The organism is Serratia sp. BNK-23, from assembly GCF_047456145.1.
Classification (GTDB): domain Bacteria; phylum Pseudomonadota; class Gammaproteobacteria; order Enterobacterales; family Enterobacteriaceae; genus Serratia; species Serratia nematodiphila.
Genome location: NZ_CP179900.1, coordinates 2,593,737 through 2,608,869, shown reverse-complemented (window position 1 = coordinate 2,608,869; position 15,133 = coordinate 2,593,737). Strand labels below are relative to the sequence as shown.

The 15,133-nt window shown below is 63.2% G+C and carries 12 protein-coding genes; 6 read left to right on the top strand and 6 right to left on the bottom strand.

Annotation, left to right across the window (positions count from 1 at the left end):
- Positions 1-109 precede the first annotated feature (109 nt).
- Both ACMGF9_RS12275 and dcp read left to right on the top strand, forming a co-directional pair.
- Positions 110-838, top strand: a complete 729-nt coding sequence (locus ACMGF9_RS12275; protein ID WP_126181037.1) for a hypothetical protein — start codon at positions 110-112, stop codon at positions 836-838.
- A 166-nt stretch (positions 839-1,004) separates the two neighbouring features.
- A complete protein-coding gene (gene dcp / locus ACMGF9_RS12270; protein ID WP_049188144.1) occupies positions 1,005-3,206 on the top strand; it encodes a peptidyl-dipeptidase Dcp in 2,202 nt (733 codons plus the stop codon).
- Positions 3,207-3,277: 71 nt separating this feature from the next.
- Here the strand turns inward: dcp and ACMGF9_RS12265 are convergent, their stop codons facing one another.
- From ACMGF9_RS12265 to ACMGF9_RS12245, 5 genes are all read right to left on the bottom strand, one after another.
- Positions 3,278-4,588: an MFS transporter gene (locus ACMGF9_RS12265; RefSeq protein WP_004938595.1), complete on the bottom strand. Its 1,311-nt coding sequence runs from the start codon at positions 4,586-4,588 to the stop codon at positions 3,278-3,280.
- A gap of 142 nt (positions 4,589-4,730) precedes the next feature.
- Positions 4,731-5,360, bottom strand: a complete 630-nt coding sequence (locus tag ACMGF9_RS12260) for an N-carbamoylsarcosine amidohydrolase (RefSeq protein ID WP_015377792.1) — start codon at positions 5,358-5,360, stop codon at positions 4,731-4,733.
- Between the two features lie 9 nt (positions 5,361-5,369).
- Positions 5,370-6,122 carry a maleate cis-trans isomerase gene (locus tag ACMGF9_RS12255; RefSeq protein WP_015377793.1) on the bottom strand — a complete coding sequence of 251 codons (753 nt, stop codon included), beginning with the start codon at positions 6,120-6,122 and terminating at the stop codon, positions 5,370-5,372.
- Positions 6,123-6,137: 15 nt separating this feature from the next.
- A complete protein-coding gene (locus tag ACMGF9_RS12250; RefSeq protein ID WP_021505248.1) occupies positions 6,138-6,932 on the bottom strand; it encodes an alpha/beta hydrolase in 795 nt (264 codons plus the stop codon).
- Positions 6,929-8,080, bottom strand: coding sequence for an FAD-dependent monooxygenase (locus tag ACMGF9_RS12245; RefSeq protein WP_033634195.1), 1,152 nt, complete (start codon positions 8,078-8,080; stop codon positions 6,929-6,931). Before ACMGF9_RS12245 ends, ACMGF9_RS12250 begins: the two co-directional genes overlap by 4 nt.
- 326 nt (positions 8,081-8,406) lie before the next feature.
- Here ACMGF9_RS12245 and ACMGF9_RS12240 point away from each other — a divergent pair, with 326 nt between their 5' ends.
- The 4 genes from ACMGF9_RS12240 to ACMGF9_RS12225 all read left to right on the top strand — a co-directional run bounded on the left by ACMGF9_RS12240 (position 8,407) and on the right by ACMGF9_RS12225 (position 14,198).
- A complete protein-coding gene (locus tag ACMGF9_RS12240) occupies positions 8,407-9,465 on the top strand; it encodes a 2,5-dihydroxypyridine 5,6-dioxygenase (RefSeq protein WP_015377796.1) in 1,059 nt (352 codons plus the stop codon).
- Positions 9,466-9,531: 66 nt separating this feature from the next.
- Positions 9,532-10,005: a MarR family winged helix-turn-helix transcriptional regulator gene (locus ACMGF9_RS12235; RefSeq protein ID WP_004938613.1), complete on the top strand. Its 474-nt coding sequence runs from the start codon at positions 9,532-9,534 to the stop codon at positions 10,003-10,005.
- A gap of 85 nt (positions 10,006-10,090) precedes the next feature.
- Positions 10,091-10,633: a (2Fe-2S)-binding protein gene (locus tag ACMGF9_RS12230; RefSeq protein ID WP_004938615.1), complete on the top strand. Its 543-nt coding sequence runs from the start codon at positions 10,091-10,093 to the stop codon at positions 10,631-10,633.
- Positions 10,626-14,198 carry a molybdopterin cofactor-binding domain-containing protein gene (locus ACMGF9_RS12225; RefSeq protein WP_414160263.1) on the top strand — a complete coding sequence of 1,191 codons (3,573 nt, stop codon included), beginning with the start codon at positions 10,626-10,628 and terminating at the stop codon, positions 14,196-14,198. The genes ACMGF9_RS12230 and ACMGF9_RS12225 overlap by 8 nt, the downstream gene beginning before the upstream one ends.
- Before the next feature lie 6 nt (positions 14,199-14,204).
- Here ACMGF9_RS12225 and ACMGF9_RS12220 read toward each other — a convergent pair whose 3' ends face one another.
- Complete coding sequence (locus ACMGF9_RS12220) at positions 14,205-15,086, bottom strand: LysR substrate-binding domain-containing protein (RefSeq protein ID WP_004940783.1); 882 nt, start codon at positions 15,084-15,086, stop codon at positions 14,205-14,207.
- Between the last annotated feature and the right edge of the window lie 47 nt (positions 15,087-15,133).

Here is a 15,133-nt window from a genome sequence, read left to right as displayed (position 1 = left end):
CGTGAAGTCATTGGTACAGGGTTAACACTGTTGAGCGGATACTATTTATTTATCAGGAATGACACTGCGCGTATTTTTAATTAAACACTATATAAAGGATTTATTGCTCATGCTCGTATCTGACCCCCGTTATCACTTGTTAGCCGTCTGCAGCGCTCAGCATCTGCGCGCTGTAGCTGAAAGGATCTGTGCTCGCGATAAACTAGAACCGCTAGCATTTGATGCTGTTCTTTGGCGGAGTTGTTGGACATCACCACTGCCAACCATATCGCCAGAGTCGTCAAGAGAGTTTTTGCAATCGGTGGGGCATGTTTATCCTCGCGCCACTTATGAGCTAAGGTCTTGGCTCATCTCTGGCGGACGTAAGTTGGATCTGCAAGCTGCCGACAAGCTGATTTATCTTGCTCGCGTGATCGAGAAGGAGTGGAAAGTTGAAGAGCAACCTTCTGTTTGGCGCAAGCACCCCAGCAACAGGCTTAATGGTTATGCATACAATATCGTACAGATTCTTATACATACCAGCGTATCTGAGGACTATCCAAAGGAGAATAATATCTCTCACCGGCATGATTTGCTTACGCATTCACCGAGTAACTCAAGGCTCACGGCTTGGATGGAAAAATATCAACATAGCTCAAAAGATCCCTTTGTTTTCGCACGGCTTGATGTGACACGTATCAGTAATATGAGGGAGTTGTTTCTGTGGCAGATTTCGCTTGAAACCCGTAGCGGATTATATACTTCGGCAACCTTCGAGGCTGCAGTGGGGAAAAGAATCAGGTCATACGATCGTCCGGTGCCCGGTCGGCGCATTCAAGCGTTTATAGGTTATATCTAATCGAGTTAACGCACCGCTATACGCCACAGGGAGCGAATCATCATGGGAGGAATATTCTAATCACTTGTTTTTGCTCAAACTGCCAACTGCGCCTAAGCTAGGTGATGACTCAGAGGGAGCCATTCCCCGAGACCTTATTCCGTGAACATGGAGGAGTTTCGATTTGATGCGTTTATCCACATTGGTGCTGGCGATCGGCATGGCGCTGGGCTCGCAGGCACAGGCAGCAGAAACCCAACCTCACGCCGACCATAGCGCGCTGCCCAGCGGCCAGGCGAAGGAGGCTACCGTGACCGGTGAAGCCAATCAGCACGACAAGCAAAAGACCCAAAACCCGTTCTTCTATCAAAGCCGTCTGCCGTTCCAGGCGCCGCCGTTCAACCTGATCAAAGAGAGCGACTACGCGCCGGCGATCGCAGCGGGCATCAAGCAAAAGCGGGAAGAGGTGGAGAAGATCGCCAACAACCCGGCCAAGCCCAACTTTAAAAATACCTTCGTGGCGCTGGAGCAGGCCGGCTCGCTGCTGACGCGGGTGATGAACGTGTTCGGCGCCATGACCTCGGCCAACACCAGCGACGCGCTGCAGAAGCTGGATGAAGAGACCTCGCCGAAGCTGGCGGCGCTGAACGACGACATCATGCTCAACGGCAAATTATTCGCGCGCATCAAGGCCATTTATCAGGATCGCGATGCGCTGAAGCTGGATCCGGAATCGCGCCGGCTGGTGGAAGTGACCTACAAGAACTTCGAGCTGGCGGGCGCCAACCTGTCGGACGCCGACAAGGCCAAGCTGAAAGCGCTGAACCAGGAAGCGGCGACGCTGAGCACCCAGTTCACCAACAAACTGCTGGCGGCGAGCAAAAACGGCGCGCTGGCGATAACCGACCCGGCGAAGCTGGACGGTCTGTCCGAAGGCGAACTGGCCGCGGCAGCGCAGGCGGCCGCCGAACGCAAGCTGGAGAAACAGTGGCTGCTGGTGCTGCAGAACACCACGCAACAGCCGTTGCTGCAGAGCCTGAAAGATCGCGACACCCGCAAAGCGCTGTTCGACGCCTCCTGGACGCGTGCGGAGAAGGGCGACGGCAACGATACCCGTCAGACCATTTCCCGTCTGGCCAAGGTACGCGCCGAGCAGGCCAAACTGCTGGGCTACCCGAACTACGCCGCCTGGAAGCTGCAGAACCAGATGGCCAAGACGCCGGATGCTGCGCTGAGCTTTATGCGCAACATCGTGCCGGCGGCCACCGCGCGCGCCGAGCGTGAAGCCAAAGACATACAGGCGGTGATCGATCAGCAGAAAGGCGACTTCAAGGTGCAGGCCTGGGACTGGCAGTTCTACGCCGAACAGGTGCGCAAGGCCAAGTACGATCTGGACGAATCGCAGATCAAACCTTACTTCGAGCTGAACAATGTGCTGAACAACGGCGTGTTCTACGCCGCCAACCTGCTGTACGGCATCAGCTTCAAAGAGCGCAAGGACATCCCGGTCTATCAGCCGGACGTCAAGGTGTATGAAGTGTTCGACAAGGACGGTAAATCGCTGGCGCTGTTCTATACCGATTACTTCAAGCGCGACAACAAGGGCGGCGGCGCCTGGATGAGCAACTTCGTCGATCAGTCGAAGCTCAACGGCACCAGGCCGGTGATCTACAACGTCGCCAACTTCACCAAACCGGCGCCGGGGCAGCCGGCGCTGCTGTCGTATGACGACGTGATCACCATGTTCCACGAGTTCGGCCATGCGCTGCACGGCATGTTCGCCGATCAGGAGTACCCGAGCCTGTCGGGCACCAACACCGCGCGCGACTTCGTCGAATTCCCGTCGCAGTTCAACGAGCACTGGGTCAGCGATCCGAAAGTGTTCAGCCATTTCGCCAAGCACTACCAGACCGGCGAGGCGATGCCGCAGGAACTGGTCGACAAGATCAAGAAGGCCGACAAGTTCAACAAGGGCTACAGCATGACCGAGTTGCTGTCCGCCGCGCTGCTGGATATGCACTGGCATATGCTGACCGCCGATCAGCCGCAGCAGGACGTGGACAAGTTCGAGGCCGAGTCGCTGCAAAAAGACAAGGTGGATCTCAGCTATGTGCCGCCGCGCTACCGCTCCAGCTACTTCCAGCATATCTGGGGCAACGGCTACGCCGCGGGCTACTACGCCTATCTGTGGACGGAAATGCTGGCGGACGACGCCTTCCAGTGGTTCACCGAACACGGGGGCCTGACCGCCGAAAACGGCCAGCGCTTCCGCGACATGATCCTGTCGCGCGGCAACAGCCAGGATCTGGAGAAGCTGTACATCGACTGGCGCGGCAAAGAGCCGAGCATCGAGCCGATGCTGATCAACCGCGGGCTGAAGGACGAGTAAGTTCGGCCATTCCCGGTAAGCAAACAAAAGGGCGCGTTATGCGCCCTTCGTCTTTTTGGCTTGGCCGACAGTCAGCGGTTCACCACCTTGGCCGGCAGGGCCACCACCAGCAGCGAGCTGAGCAGCAGGCAGCCGGCGAAGGCCCAGAGCGCGCCGCCGCTCTTGCCGGTCAGATCCAGCGCCAGCCCCATCAGCGAATTGCTTACCAGCCCGGCGATGTTGGCCAGCGAGCAGGCCAGCGCGAAGCCGGTCGCCGCCGCCGTGCCGCGCAGGAAGGTGGCCGGCAGACTGAAGAACACCGGCACCGCGCCGATGATTGCCGCCTGGGCGATGGAGAACAGCAGCACCGTGGCCAGCGCATTGTGGGTGAAGAAGGTGCTGCCGGCCATCGCCAACGCGCCGACGATAAACGGCACGATGATGTGCCAGCGCCGTTCGCGCAGCCGGTCCGAACTGCTGCCGATCAGCAGCATGCCGAGCAGGGCGGCGACGCTGGGGATCGCCGTCAGGTAGCCGATGGTGGTGATGTCGGTGACGCCGGCGGTTTTGATGAAGGTCGGCATCCAAAAGCCCATGGCGTAGGCGCTGAGCAGAATGGCGAAGTCGATGCCGCCGAGCATCCACACCTTCAGGTTGAAGAAGCCGTCGCGGAAGCTGTGCTTGCCGTGATCGGCTTCGGCGTCGTCGCGCGCCAGATCGTCGGCAATGCGCTGTTTTTCCTCGGGCGTCAGCCACTTGGCCTGCTGATAAGTGTTAGGCAACAGCCAGAAGGTCAGCACGCCCAACAGCACGCTGGGAATGCCCTCCAGCAAAAACAGCCACTGCCAGCCGTGCAGCCCGTGGCGCATGTCGAAATGGCCCATGATCCAGCCGGAGAGCGGCCCGCCGATCACGCTGGAGAGCGGCAGGCCGATCATGAACAACGCGATGATGCGGCCGCGGCGATAGGTCGGGAACCACAGCGTCAGATAAAAGAGCACGCCGGGCAGGAAACCGGCCTCCGCCACGCCGAGCAGGAAGCGAATGACGTAGAACTGCGTCGGCGTGGTGACGAACATGGTGGCGGTGGACAGCAGCCCCCAGGTGATCATGATGCGGGCGATCCACATCTTGGCGCCGACGCGCTGCAGGATCAGGTTGCTCGGCACCTCGAACAGAATATAGCCGACGAAGAACAGCCCGGCACCCAGGCCGAAGGCCGCTTCGCTCAGCTGCAGCGCGTCGGCCATCTGCAGCTTGGCCAGCCCGACGTTGATGCGATCGAGGTAGGCCGCCAGATAACACAGGCAAAGAAACGGGATCAGTTTCCAGGTGATTTTGCGGTACAGCAGCAGCGATTCTGCGTCCGCTTTCCCCGCCAGCGGGGTGTCGACAATGGCCATGATGTTGTCTCCAGGTGGTGCGTGTTGGCCTCCGCAGGAGGCGCCTGTTGTGTTTGCGTTGCATGGACGCCGCCCTGTTTCGGGCGGTCGCCTGAGGCGCTGTCTGCGCCTTCGTTATTGTCGTTGCAGGTGAATCGTTGATTCATAACCGGTTCAGATAGTCGAGCGCCTCCCGTTTGTGCACCACGTCGCCGTATTTGCTGTCGATGTCGAACAGGTTGGCTTCGTGCGGGCCGGGGTGACGATCGCCGACGCACTCGCGCACCACCATGGCGCGAAAGCCGTGCTGCACCGCGTCCACCGCGCTGGCGCGGATGCAGCCGCTGGTGGAGCAGCCGATCATCAGCAGCGTGTCGATCCCTTGCGCCACCAGCAGCGGCGCCAGCGCGGTGCCGAAGAAGGCGCTGGCGTATTGCTTGCTCAGCACCACCTCATCGCCCAGCGGCGCCACCGGCGGGCAGAACGCCGCCAGCGGGTTGCCTTCCACCATGTCCTTCATCACCGGCGCTTTCTTGACCCACAGGCCGCCATCGGCAAAATGGCCTGCATGATAGCGGATATGGGTGTGGATCACCGGAATTCCCGTTCGGCGCGCACAGGCCAGCAGCTCGCGGCTTTCCTCGACTGCGCTTACTACGCCCGGCGCGAACAGCGGCGCGCCTTCGGTGGTGTAGGCCTGCATAAAGTCGATCGCCAGCAGCGCCGGGCGCCGGCCGAAGCCGATGCGCTGGCCCCAGACGCCGCGATAGTTGTCGCTGAGGGTGTCGTTCATTCTGCCTCCTCAATAGGCGCCGGACAGCAGGGCGCCGGCGCCGGGGACGATCGGCTCCAGCTCCAGCGCGGTCAGCATCGCGTAAGTGGTGGCGATGGCGGCGGTGATCACCGGTTTGCCGGTTTGGGCCTCCACCGTCGGGACGGCCGGCAGCGAAGGCATCTGCACGCAGGCGGACAGCACGATAGCATCGACCTCGCGTAAGTCCATCTCGGCGACGATCCCCGGCAGCCTGGCCGGATCGTGCCTGCCGACTTCGAGGTTGTCCGGGATCTCCAGCGCGCGCCATACCTTGACCTCGATGCCTTCGTGCTGGATGTAGTCCACCACCAGCTGGGTCAGCGGTTTCATGTAGGGCGCCACCAGCGCGATGCGTTTGGCGCCGATCACCTTCAGGCCGTTGACCAGCGCGCCGGCGCTGCTGATAACCGGCGCGGCGGCCTGATTGTCTTTCGTCACCTGCGCCAGCCGGGCCTGCGATTCGCGGTGGTAGCCCAGCCCCATCGCCATGATGGCCACCAGGCAGGCGTAGCCGAGCACGTCGACCCGCGCGTCGGACAGCTCCAGCGCACAGCGGTCGGACTCGGCGTCCATCGCCGCCAATTCTTCTTTATTGACGTGTTTCATGCGCATGCGGCTGGAGTGAAAGGTGAAACGCTCCGGGCGTATCAACTGGCGCGCGCCCAGCATCGCCGGGATCTCGGTTTCCATCGTGGTGTTGGAGCTGGGCACGATCTGGCCGATGCGGTAGTGGTTGCTCATGTCGGTGTTCCTCAGTTAATCCAGAAAATCGCCCAGGGCGCGGAAGAAGCCGTCGAAATCGTCCCACGGGATCATGTGTCCGGCGTTCTCGACCTCGACGATGGCGATCTCCGGCTGCAGCGCGCGGATCTCCGCCCGGTCTTCGGGCTGAATGACGCCGCCTTTGCCCGCGGCCATCAGCAGCGTCGGCATGGTCAGCTGCGGGTAGTCGCGGTGGCTGTCCACCTGATGAAAATCGTCGTAGGCGCGTTGGATCGCCGGCTCGTAGCAGGTATGCAGCCACTCGGCGCGCAGCTGGCGCTGTTCTTCGCTCCAGGTTGGGCAAAAGGCGCGCATCTGCTCGGCGCTCATGCCCGGCTGCGACTGCCGGATGGAGTCGGCGTACCATGGCCATTGGCCGGGATAGGCGCGGCGGCCGGGGCCGGAAACCGGCGGATCGACCAGCACCAGCCGCCGCACGCCGGCGGGCCGCAAAACGGCGGCGCGCAGGGCGAAGCGGGCGCCCATCGAATGGCCGAGCAGGGCGTAACTGTCCAGGTTCAGCGCGGCGGCGAAGGCGCTGACGTCCTGTGCGCAGGTCTCTGCGTCATAAGCCAGTTCCGGGCCGCTGGACGACAAACCGCGGCCGCGCACGTCGAGCACGTAGACGTCGTATTTTTCCCCCAGCCGCTCGGCGACGAAGCCCCAGGTGATCGCCGGGCTGGTGATGCCGGGCACCAGGAGCAGCGCCGGGCCGTGGCCGCCGTAGCGCAGATAGTGCTGGCGAATGTCGTTGGCGTGAACGTGGGCGCCGTAGAGGAAGGTGCTCATGCGGCGTTCTCCGATTTCAGCGCTTGCGCGTACAGGTCATAGCCGTAAACCCAGGCCGGATCTTCCTGGGTGCGCAGGAAGGTGTTGGCGTTGGACACCGCCTGCACCCTGGAGGCGCGCTCCTTGCGGTTGGCTTCATACAGCTGGAAGGCGGTGCGGTAGTCGCTGAGGCCGGTTTCCTGCAGGCAGCGGGTCAGCATGGCGGCGTCTTCGATCGCCATCGCCGCGCCCTGCGCCATGTGCGGTTTCATCGGGTGGCAGGCATCGCCGAGCAGCACCAGACGGCCTTCGCTCCACAACGGCAGCGGTTTGCGGTTCAGCAATGGCCATTTGGTGACCTGTTCGCTGGATTCGATCAGCGCCTGCACGATCGGATGGTAGCCGGCGAAGGTCTCGAACATCTCTTCGCGGCTGCTGTCGATGAAGCTGCCCTGGAAATCCCAGGCCGGGTGCGGCACGCCGCTGACGTAGTAATATTCGTCGCGCCGTTGGGTGGTGTAGTAGACCATCAGATGGCGATCCGCCGACCACCACTTCACGCAGTCTTCGAACGTCAGGTTGTATTTCGCCAGCTTCTCGCCGCGGATCAGCGCGCGGTGGGCCACCCAGCCGCTGTAGGTCGGCGCTTCGGCGCCCAGCAGATGCTCGCGGATGCGCGAGTTGATGCCGTCGGCGCCGATCACGATATCAGCGTGGGCCGAGGTGCCATCGACGAAGTTCAGCACCACCTCGTCACCGCGATCTTCAATCTTGCTCAGGCATTTGCCGAAGTGCAGGGTGCCGGGCTGCAGCGCGGAGAGCTGCAACGCCTGCAAATCGCCGCGGTGCACCGTTACATAGGCGGCGCCGTACTCCCGGCGGGCGAAGGCGCCCAGCTCGATGCGCGACAGGTAGTCGCCGCTTTCGGCGTCGCGGCTGAACCAGAAATCGGGATGAGACGCCATCTGCTCCAACCGTTGCTCAATACCGAGACGGCGGAAAATCTTCAGCACGTTCGGCCCCATGTGAATGCCGGCGCCGAGGCGCGAGAATGCCGGGCTCTGCTCATACAGATCGACGGTAAAGCCGGCTTTTTGCAGCAGCCCGGCGGCGGCGGCGCCCCCCAGCCCGGCGCCGACGACGGCGATGCGTGGTTGTTTGCTCATCATGTTTCCCCTGTCTGTTGGCTTTTTTCAGCGTAGGCCCAACGCGTGGTTGGACGATTGATTTATAGTGTATGCACTAGATAACGCAAAGTTGCAAAAGTGTTAAATCAGATCTTGCTCACGCTAATTGACAGCGCATTACTGTTAAACTCATGTTAATCACAGGATTGATAAGGCATGAAATAGGACTTTCTTATGATGGCCATCTGTGGCTTGCTTTCTCTTCCTTTTTTGACTTAGATAAAATGAGTGTGTTCACTTTAAATTGTTTGAAAAATAACCGCCGCCTTGCGGGCGTCGGATACCCTTGACGTGACAGGAGACAGGCCATGGCGGTCAATGAAACCCAGTTGGTACAGCTGTTCGAGCAGGTGCTTACGCTGTCGAAGGTCGATGCTTCGCAGAGCGTGGCGATTTTGAAAAGCCATTATTCCGATGCGCGCACGGTGCGCGCCGCGACCGACGCGGCGCTGCGGCTGGGCGCCAGGGTGTATGCCGTCGAACTGCCGGCGTTCAACCATCCGCGGGCGATGGGCAACGACATGACCGCCTATTGCGGTGATACCGCGCTGACCGGCAACCTGGCGGCGCAGCGTGCGCTGGAGGCCGCCGACCTGATCGTCGATACCATGATGCTGCTGCATTCGCCGGAGCAGGAACAGATCCTGAAAACCGGCACCCGCATCCTGCTGGCGGTGGAGCCGCCGGAGGTGCTGGCGCGCATGTTGCCCAACGCGGAGGACAAAGCGCGGGTGCTGGCCGCCGCCGCCGTGCTGGAGCAGGCGAAGCTGATGCAGGTGACCTCCGCCGCCGGCAGCGATTTCCGCGCGCCGCTCGGGCAATATCCGACGGTGACCGAGTACGGCTATGCCGATGAGCCGGGGCGCTGGGATCACTGGCCGAGCGGTTTCCTGTTCACCTGGCCGAATGAGGAGCAGGCGGAGGGCGTGTTGGTGCTGGAGGTTGGCGATATCTTGCTGCCGTTCAAAAGCTATGCGCGCGAACGCATCACGCTGGAGATCGAACAAGGGTTCGTCACCCGCATTCACGGCGGTTTTGAGGCGGAATACCTGCGCGAATACATGAAATACTTCGACGATCCGGAAGTGTACGGTATCTCGCACATCGGCTGGGGTTTGCAGCCTCGCGCCCAGTGGACGGCGATGGGCCTGCACGACAAGAACGACGGCATGTGCATGGACGCACGCGCGTTCTACGGCAACTTCCTGTTCTCCACCGGGCCGAATACCGAAGTAGGCGGCACGCGCAAAACGCCTTGCCATATGGACATCGCGCTGCGCCGCTGCGACATTCGTCTCGATGGGCAAACGGTGGTGGCGGACGGGGAAGTGGTGGCGCCGGAGGCGTCGCGCGTGCGCCGGGCGTAATCGTTGCTGCCAACGGCGGGGGTTTGTACTATTCTCGTGGATTCCATAGATGGTGAGAGTAACGCAATGACGCCCCCCGAATACCCGTCAGCCGTGAGCGGCCAACCCGAAAATTATCATTTTACCGAGCAAGTCGGGCACCTGCTGCGCAAGGTTTATCAGCGCCACGTGGCGATTTTCCAACAAAACGTCGGCGATTCGCAGCTGACGGCGGTGCAGTTCATCACCCTGTGCGCGGTGCGCGATATGGGGCCGAGCTCGCTGACCGAGCTGGTGCAGGTGACGGCGGTGGATCAAGCCACCATCCGCGGCATCGTCGAGCGGCTGAAGGCGCGCGATCTGATCACGGTGACGCCGGATCCGGTGGATCGGCGCAAGGTGGTGGTCGGCCTGACCGACGCCGGCGGCGCGCTGCTGGCGGAAACGGTGCCGCAGGCGGCCAAAATCACAGAATTGACGTTCGGCACGCTGAACCCGGCCGAACGGATAGCGCTGATATTCCTGCTGAATAAAATGCTGGAAGACCCTGCCACCGGCTGATTCGCCCGCGCAACGTCGGTTGCCTGGTGGTCGGTGGCGAGAGGCCAGCCCATAAGACCATCAAGTGCAGGCGGAGACGCAAACAATGGCGATATCTGAAGTGCAATCGCCCAGGGAAGGCGCGAAAACTACGCTGACGGAGCATCCGCTGATGCTGTCGGTGAACGGCGAACAGCTTCATGCGCAGGTGATGGCGGATACGCCGCTCTTGCTGGTACTGCGCAACGATCTGGCGCTCAACGGCCCAAAATACGGCTGCGGCCTGGGCGAATGCGGCGCGTGCACCGTGCTGATCGACGGCGTGGCGGCGCGCTCCTGCGTGATCCCGGCCCTCGGCGTGTCCGGCCGGGCGATCGTGACCCTGGAAGGTCTCGGCACTCGCCAGCGCCCGCATCCGGTGCAGCGCGCCTTTATCGAAGAGCAGGCGGCGCAATGCGGCTACTGTCTCAATGGCATGATCATGACCACCAAAGCCCTGTTGGATCGCAATCCCGCCCCGAGTGAGGCGGAGATCCGTCAGGCGCTGTCCGGCAATCTGTGCCGCTGCGGCACCCATCTTGAAATCTTGCGTGCGGTTCAGCGCGCCATCATTCTCTGCCGCGATGAGGACGCCCACGATCATGACTGATTCCCGTACCCCATCGCCGAGCCAGGCCGAATTGCTGCAGCGCGACGGCGTTCTGTTGATCGTCGACAGCGTGCAACCGCCGCCGGGGCTGGTGCCCAAGGGGCAAACGCCGGTGCTGAAGCCCAAGGAGCAAGGGCTGTTTATCGCCCTGTGCGGCAGCGGTGAAATCTATGCCTTTAACGGCCATGTCGATCTCGGCACCGGCGTGCGCACCGCGCTCGGCCAGATCGTCGCCGAAGAGCTGTACCTGCGCATGGATCAGGTGCAAATGGTGTTGGGCGATACCGAGCGCGCGCCGAATCAGGGCGCCACCATCGCCAGCGCCACGCTGCAGATCGCCGCCGTGCCGCTGCGTAACGCCGCCGCCGAAGCGCGCCGTTGGCTGTTGCGCCAGGCGGCGCAGCGCTTCGATGCGCCGGTGGAACAGCTGACGCTGGAGGAGGGCGTGATCCGCAGCCCGCAGGGGCAGGCGCTGAGCTACGCCGAGCTGGTGGCCGGCGGTCATGTCGAGCTGTCGATTTCCGGCGACGCGCCGCTGAAACCGCAGGCGGAATACCGTCTGGTGGGCACCAGCGCCGCGCGCGTCGATATTCCGGCCAAGGCGACCGGCGAAACCACTTACGTACACGATATGCGGTTGCCGAATATGCTGCACGGCCGGGTAGTGCGGCCGCCCTATGCCGGTTACGACAGCGGCGAATTTGTCGGCACCAGCCTGCTGGCGGTGGACGAAACCTCGATCGCGCATATTCCCGGCATCGTCAAACTGGTGGTGATCGGCGATTTCATCGGCATTGTCGCCGAGCGCGAAGAGCAGGCGGTCAAGGCGGCGCAGGCGCTGCAGGTCAGCTGGAAAGACTGGCGGCGCAATTTGCCGCAGATGACCGACGTGGCGCAGGCGCTGCGCGACAACCCGCATTCGACCCGAGTGGTGCACGATACCGGCGATGTCGACGCGGCGCTGGCGGCGGCCGACAGGCGTTTCACCCGCAGCTATCTGTGGCCGTATCAGCTTCATGCCTCGATTGGCCCTTCCTGCGCGCTGGCGGACTACCGGCCGGAGCGTCTGCAGGTCTGGTCAGGCAGCCAGAACCCGCACCTGCTGCGCGCCGATCTGGCTTGGCTGCTGGAGTACCCGGAAGCGCAGATCGAGATCGTTCGCATGGAAGCGGCCGGCTGCTATGGCCGCAATTGCGCCGATGACGTCTGCGCCGACGCGGCGCTGCTGTCGCGCGCGGTGGGCAGGCCGGTGCGGGTGCAGCTGACCCGCGAACAAGAGCATGTGTGGGAACCGAAGGGCACGGCGCAACTGATGGAGGTGGACGGCGGGCTGAACTCCGCCGGGCACCCGGTCGCCTACGACTTTCGCACCTATTATCCTTCCAACGGCGCGCCGACGCTGGCGCTGCTGCTGACCGGCCGGGTCGAGCCGCTGCCGGTGGCCTATGAAATGGGCGACCGCACTTCGGTGCCGCCTTATGAGTATCCGTCGCTGCGCGTCAGCATCGAGGACATGGCGCCGATCGTGCGTGCCTCCTGGATGCGCGGCGTTTCCGCCTTGCCCAACACCTTCGCCCACGAGTCTTATATCGATGAGCTGGCCCACGCCGCCGGCGTCGATCCGCTGGAGTATCGGCTGCGCTACATCAATGATGAACGCGCCAGTGAACTGATGCGCAGCACCGCAGAACGCGCCGGCTGGACGCCGCATACCGAACCGATGCAGACCCCGGCGGAAGACGGCGTGCTGCGCGGGCGCGGCTTTGCCTATGCCCGTTACATCCACAGCAAGTTTCCCGGCTTTGGCGCGGCCTGGGCTGCCTGGGTGGCCGACGTGGCGATCGACAAAGCCAGCGGCGAAGTGGCGGTGACGCGCATCGTGGTCGGCCACGACGCGGGCATGATGGTTAACCCGGACGGCGTGCGCCACCAAATTCACGGCAATGTATTGCAATCGACCAGCCGGGTATTGAAAGAGCGCGTGACCTTTGAGGAATCGACGGTCTCCGCCAAAGAATGGGGAGCCTACCCGATCCTGACCTTCCCGGAGGTGCCGGAGGTGGACGTGGTGATGATGCCGCGCCCTTACGATCCGCCGCTGGGCGCCGGGGAGTCGGCGTCGGTGCCCAGCGCGGCGGCCATCGCCAACGCGGTGTTCGACGCCACCGGCATTCGTTTTCGCGAGCTGCCGATCACCTCGGACAAGCTGCGTGAGGCGCTGAATGGGCCGGATGCCGAACGGCAGGCCGCGCCGCCCAAGAAAAAGAAGCGCGGCAAATGGTGGTTCGGCGGCGCGGCGGGGCTGTTCGGCGCCGTGCTGGGCATCGCCGGCAGCGCCTTGCCGTGGCGGGCGGAGATCGCGCCGGTGGCGACGCCCGGCGCCGGCACCTGGTCGGCCGCCACGCTGGAGCGCGGCCGTCAGCTGGCCGCCGCCGGAGACTGCGCGGTTTGCCATACCGCATCGGAAGGGGCGACCAACGCCGGCGGGCTGGCGATGGCGACGCCGTTCGGCACGCTCTACAGCACCAATATTACCCCGGACGTGGCAACCGGCATCGGCAACTGGTCGTTTACCGCGTTCGATCGGGCGATGCGCCAGGGTATCGCCCGCGACGGCCGCCACCTCTATCCGGCATTTCCTTACACCGCCTTCAGCAAAATGACCGACGGCGACATGCAGGCGCTGTACGCTTATCTGATGTCGCAACCGGCGGTGCGCCAGAGCAACCCGGCCAATCAGATGCGTTTCCCGTTTAACCTGCGGCCGCTGATGGCCGGCTGGAACGCGCTGTTCCTGCGCCAGGGGGAATATCAACCCGATCCGCAACAAAGCGCGCAATGGAACCGCGGCGCTTATCTGGTCAACGGGCTTGGCCATTGCGCCGCCTGCCATTCGCCGCGCAACCTGCTGGGGGCGGAAAAGGGCGGCGCGGCTTTCCTGGCGGGGGGGATGGTGGACGGGTGGGAAGCGCCGGCGCTGAATCAATTGGCCAATGCGGAAAAACCCTGGACCGAGGAACAGCTGTTTCAGTATTTCCGCAGCGGGCATTCCGCCGAGCACGGCGTGGCGGCCGGGCCGATGGGGCCGGTGGTGAGCGAGCTGGCGACGTTGCCGCAGAGCGATCTGCGGGCGATGGCCAATTATGTGATGTCGCTGAGCGCCAAGTCGACGCTGAACGTGGAACCGCAGGCGCAGTTGGCGGCTCGCGCATTGCCGGCGGTGGGGCAACTTGCCGGTGAGCGGTTGTTTCAGGGCGCTTGCCAGGCCTGCCACAGCGCCGCCGCCGGCGGGCCGCAGCTGTTCGGCGTCAGCCCGGATCTGGCCAATAACACCAACATCTTCAGCGATCGCCCTGATAACCTGATCAAGGTGATCCTGCAAGGGATCCCCAAACCGGCCACCGCCGAATTGGGCTTTATGCCGGGCTTTAAGGACAGTTTTTCCGATCGGCAGGTAACGGCGCTGGTGAATTATTTACGCCAACGCTATGCCGGCGACAAACCGGCCTGGCGCGACGTGGAGGCGCAGGTTGCGCGGCTGCGCGCAGAGCCGGGCACGCACTGAGCCGCCTCAGGCATGGCGCAGGAACGCCACCAGCCGCTGCGCCGGCAGCGGCAACTGCGCAGGGTCACGCACCGCGATCGACAGGCGCCGGGTCGCCCAATCGTCCGTCAGCGGCAGTGCGCTGTGCCGAATTTCCGGCTGGCGTTGTGCGCTCTCTTCCGGCACCACCGCCAGCCCGGCGCCGCGCAGCACCATGCGGCAGATGGCGTCGAAATGAGCGGCACGCGCCCGCAGCCGCATCGGGCCGCCGCTGCGTATCGCCAATTGCTCAAGATGCTGTTGCAGCGCGCTCTCTTCCGGCAGGCCGATGAAATCAAAAGGCAGGGCGTCCGCAAAGCTGACCTGCCGGCGGCCGCTGAGCGCATGCCCTGGCGGCAGCGCCAGCACCAGACGATCCTGGCGAAAAGGGTAACTTGTCAGCCCGCGCAGATCGGCGTGATCCGCGACGATGCCGATATCCGCCGCTCGTTCGGCGATTGCCTGCGCGATGGCCGGGCTGGGCAGCTCTTCCAGCGCGATATCGGTGTGCGGGTGCAGCATCAGAAAATCCGCCAACAGCTCCGGCAAAAAGGCGTCGGCGGCGACGGTATTGGCGACGATGCGCAGCTGGCTGCGCTGGCCCGGCGCGAACTCGGCCATATCACCGCGCAGCCGGTCGCGCTGCTGCAATAGCACTCGCGCGTGATGCAACAGGCGCTCACCGGCGGGCGTCGCCTGGACGCCGCGCGGATTGCGCGTCAGCAGCGCTACGCCGGCCTGTTGCTCCAGCCCGCGCATGCGGGCGCTGGCGGCGGCCAGCGACAGCCCGACGCGCTCGGCGCCGGCGGTGATGCTGCCGGTCTCGAGCACCGCCGCCAACAGCCGCAGATCGATAAAGTCAAAATGCATGCGTTTTCCCTCTGTCTTTGCCGCAGGCAGGCTCTGTCATTGCCGCA

Excerpts from the sequence above, each read along its gene's own strand:
- dcp (WP_049188144.1), top strand. The coding sequence starts at position 1,005 with ATGCGTTTATCCACATTGGTGCTGGCGATCGGCATGGCGCTGGGCTCG.
- ACMGF9_RS12225 (WP_414160263.1), top strand. The coding sequence starts at position 10,626 with ATGACTGATTCCCGTACCCCATCGCCGAGCCAGGCCGAATTGCTGCAG.
- ACMGF9_RS12265 (WP_004938595.1), bottom strand. The coding sequence starts at position 4,588 with ATGGCCATTGTCGACACCCCGCTGGCGGGGAAAGCGGACGCAGAATCG.
- ACMGF9_RS12235 (WP_004938613.1), top strand. The coding sequence starts at position 9,532 with ATGACGCCCCCCGAATACCCGTCAGCCGTGAGCGGCCAACCCGAAAAT.
- ACMGF9_RS12245 (WP_033634195.1), bottom strand. The coding sequence starts at position 8,080 with ATGATGAGCAAACAACCACGCATCGCCGTCGTCGGCGCCGGGCTGGGG.
- ACMGF9_RS12220 (WP_004940783.1), bottom strand. The coding sequence starts at position 15,086 with ATGCATTTTGACTTTATCGATCTGCGGCTGTTGGCGGCGGTGCTCGAG.
- ACMGF9_RS12260 (WP_015377792.1), bottom strand. The coding sequence starts at position 5,360 with ATGAACGACACCCTCAGCGACAACTATCGCGGCGTCTGGGGCCAGCGC.
- ACMGF9_RS12250 (WP_021505248.1), bottom strand. The coding sequence starts at position 6,932 with ATGAGCACCTTCCTCTACGGCGCCCACGTTCACGCCAACGACATTCGC.
- ACMGF9_RS12255 (WP_015377793.1), bottom strand. The coding sequence starts at position 6,122 with ATGAGCAACCACTACCGCATCGGCCAGATCGTGCCCAGCTCCAACACC.
- ACMGF9_RS12275 (WP_126181037.1), top strand. The coding sequence starts at position 110 with ATGCTCGTATCTGACCCCCGTTATCACTTGTTAGCCGTCTGCAGCGCT.
- ACMGF9_RS12230 (WP_004938615.1), top strand. The coding sequence starts at position 10,091 with ATGGCGATATCTGAAGTGCAATCGCCCAGGGAAGGCGCGAAAACTACG.
- ACMGF9_RS12240 (WP_015377796.1), top strand. The coding sequence starts at position 8,407 with ATGGCGGTCAATGAAACCCAGTTGGTACAGCTGTTCGAGCAGGTGCTT.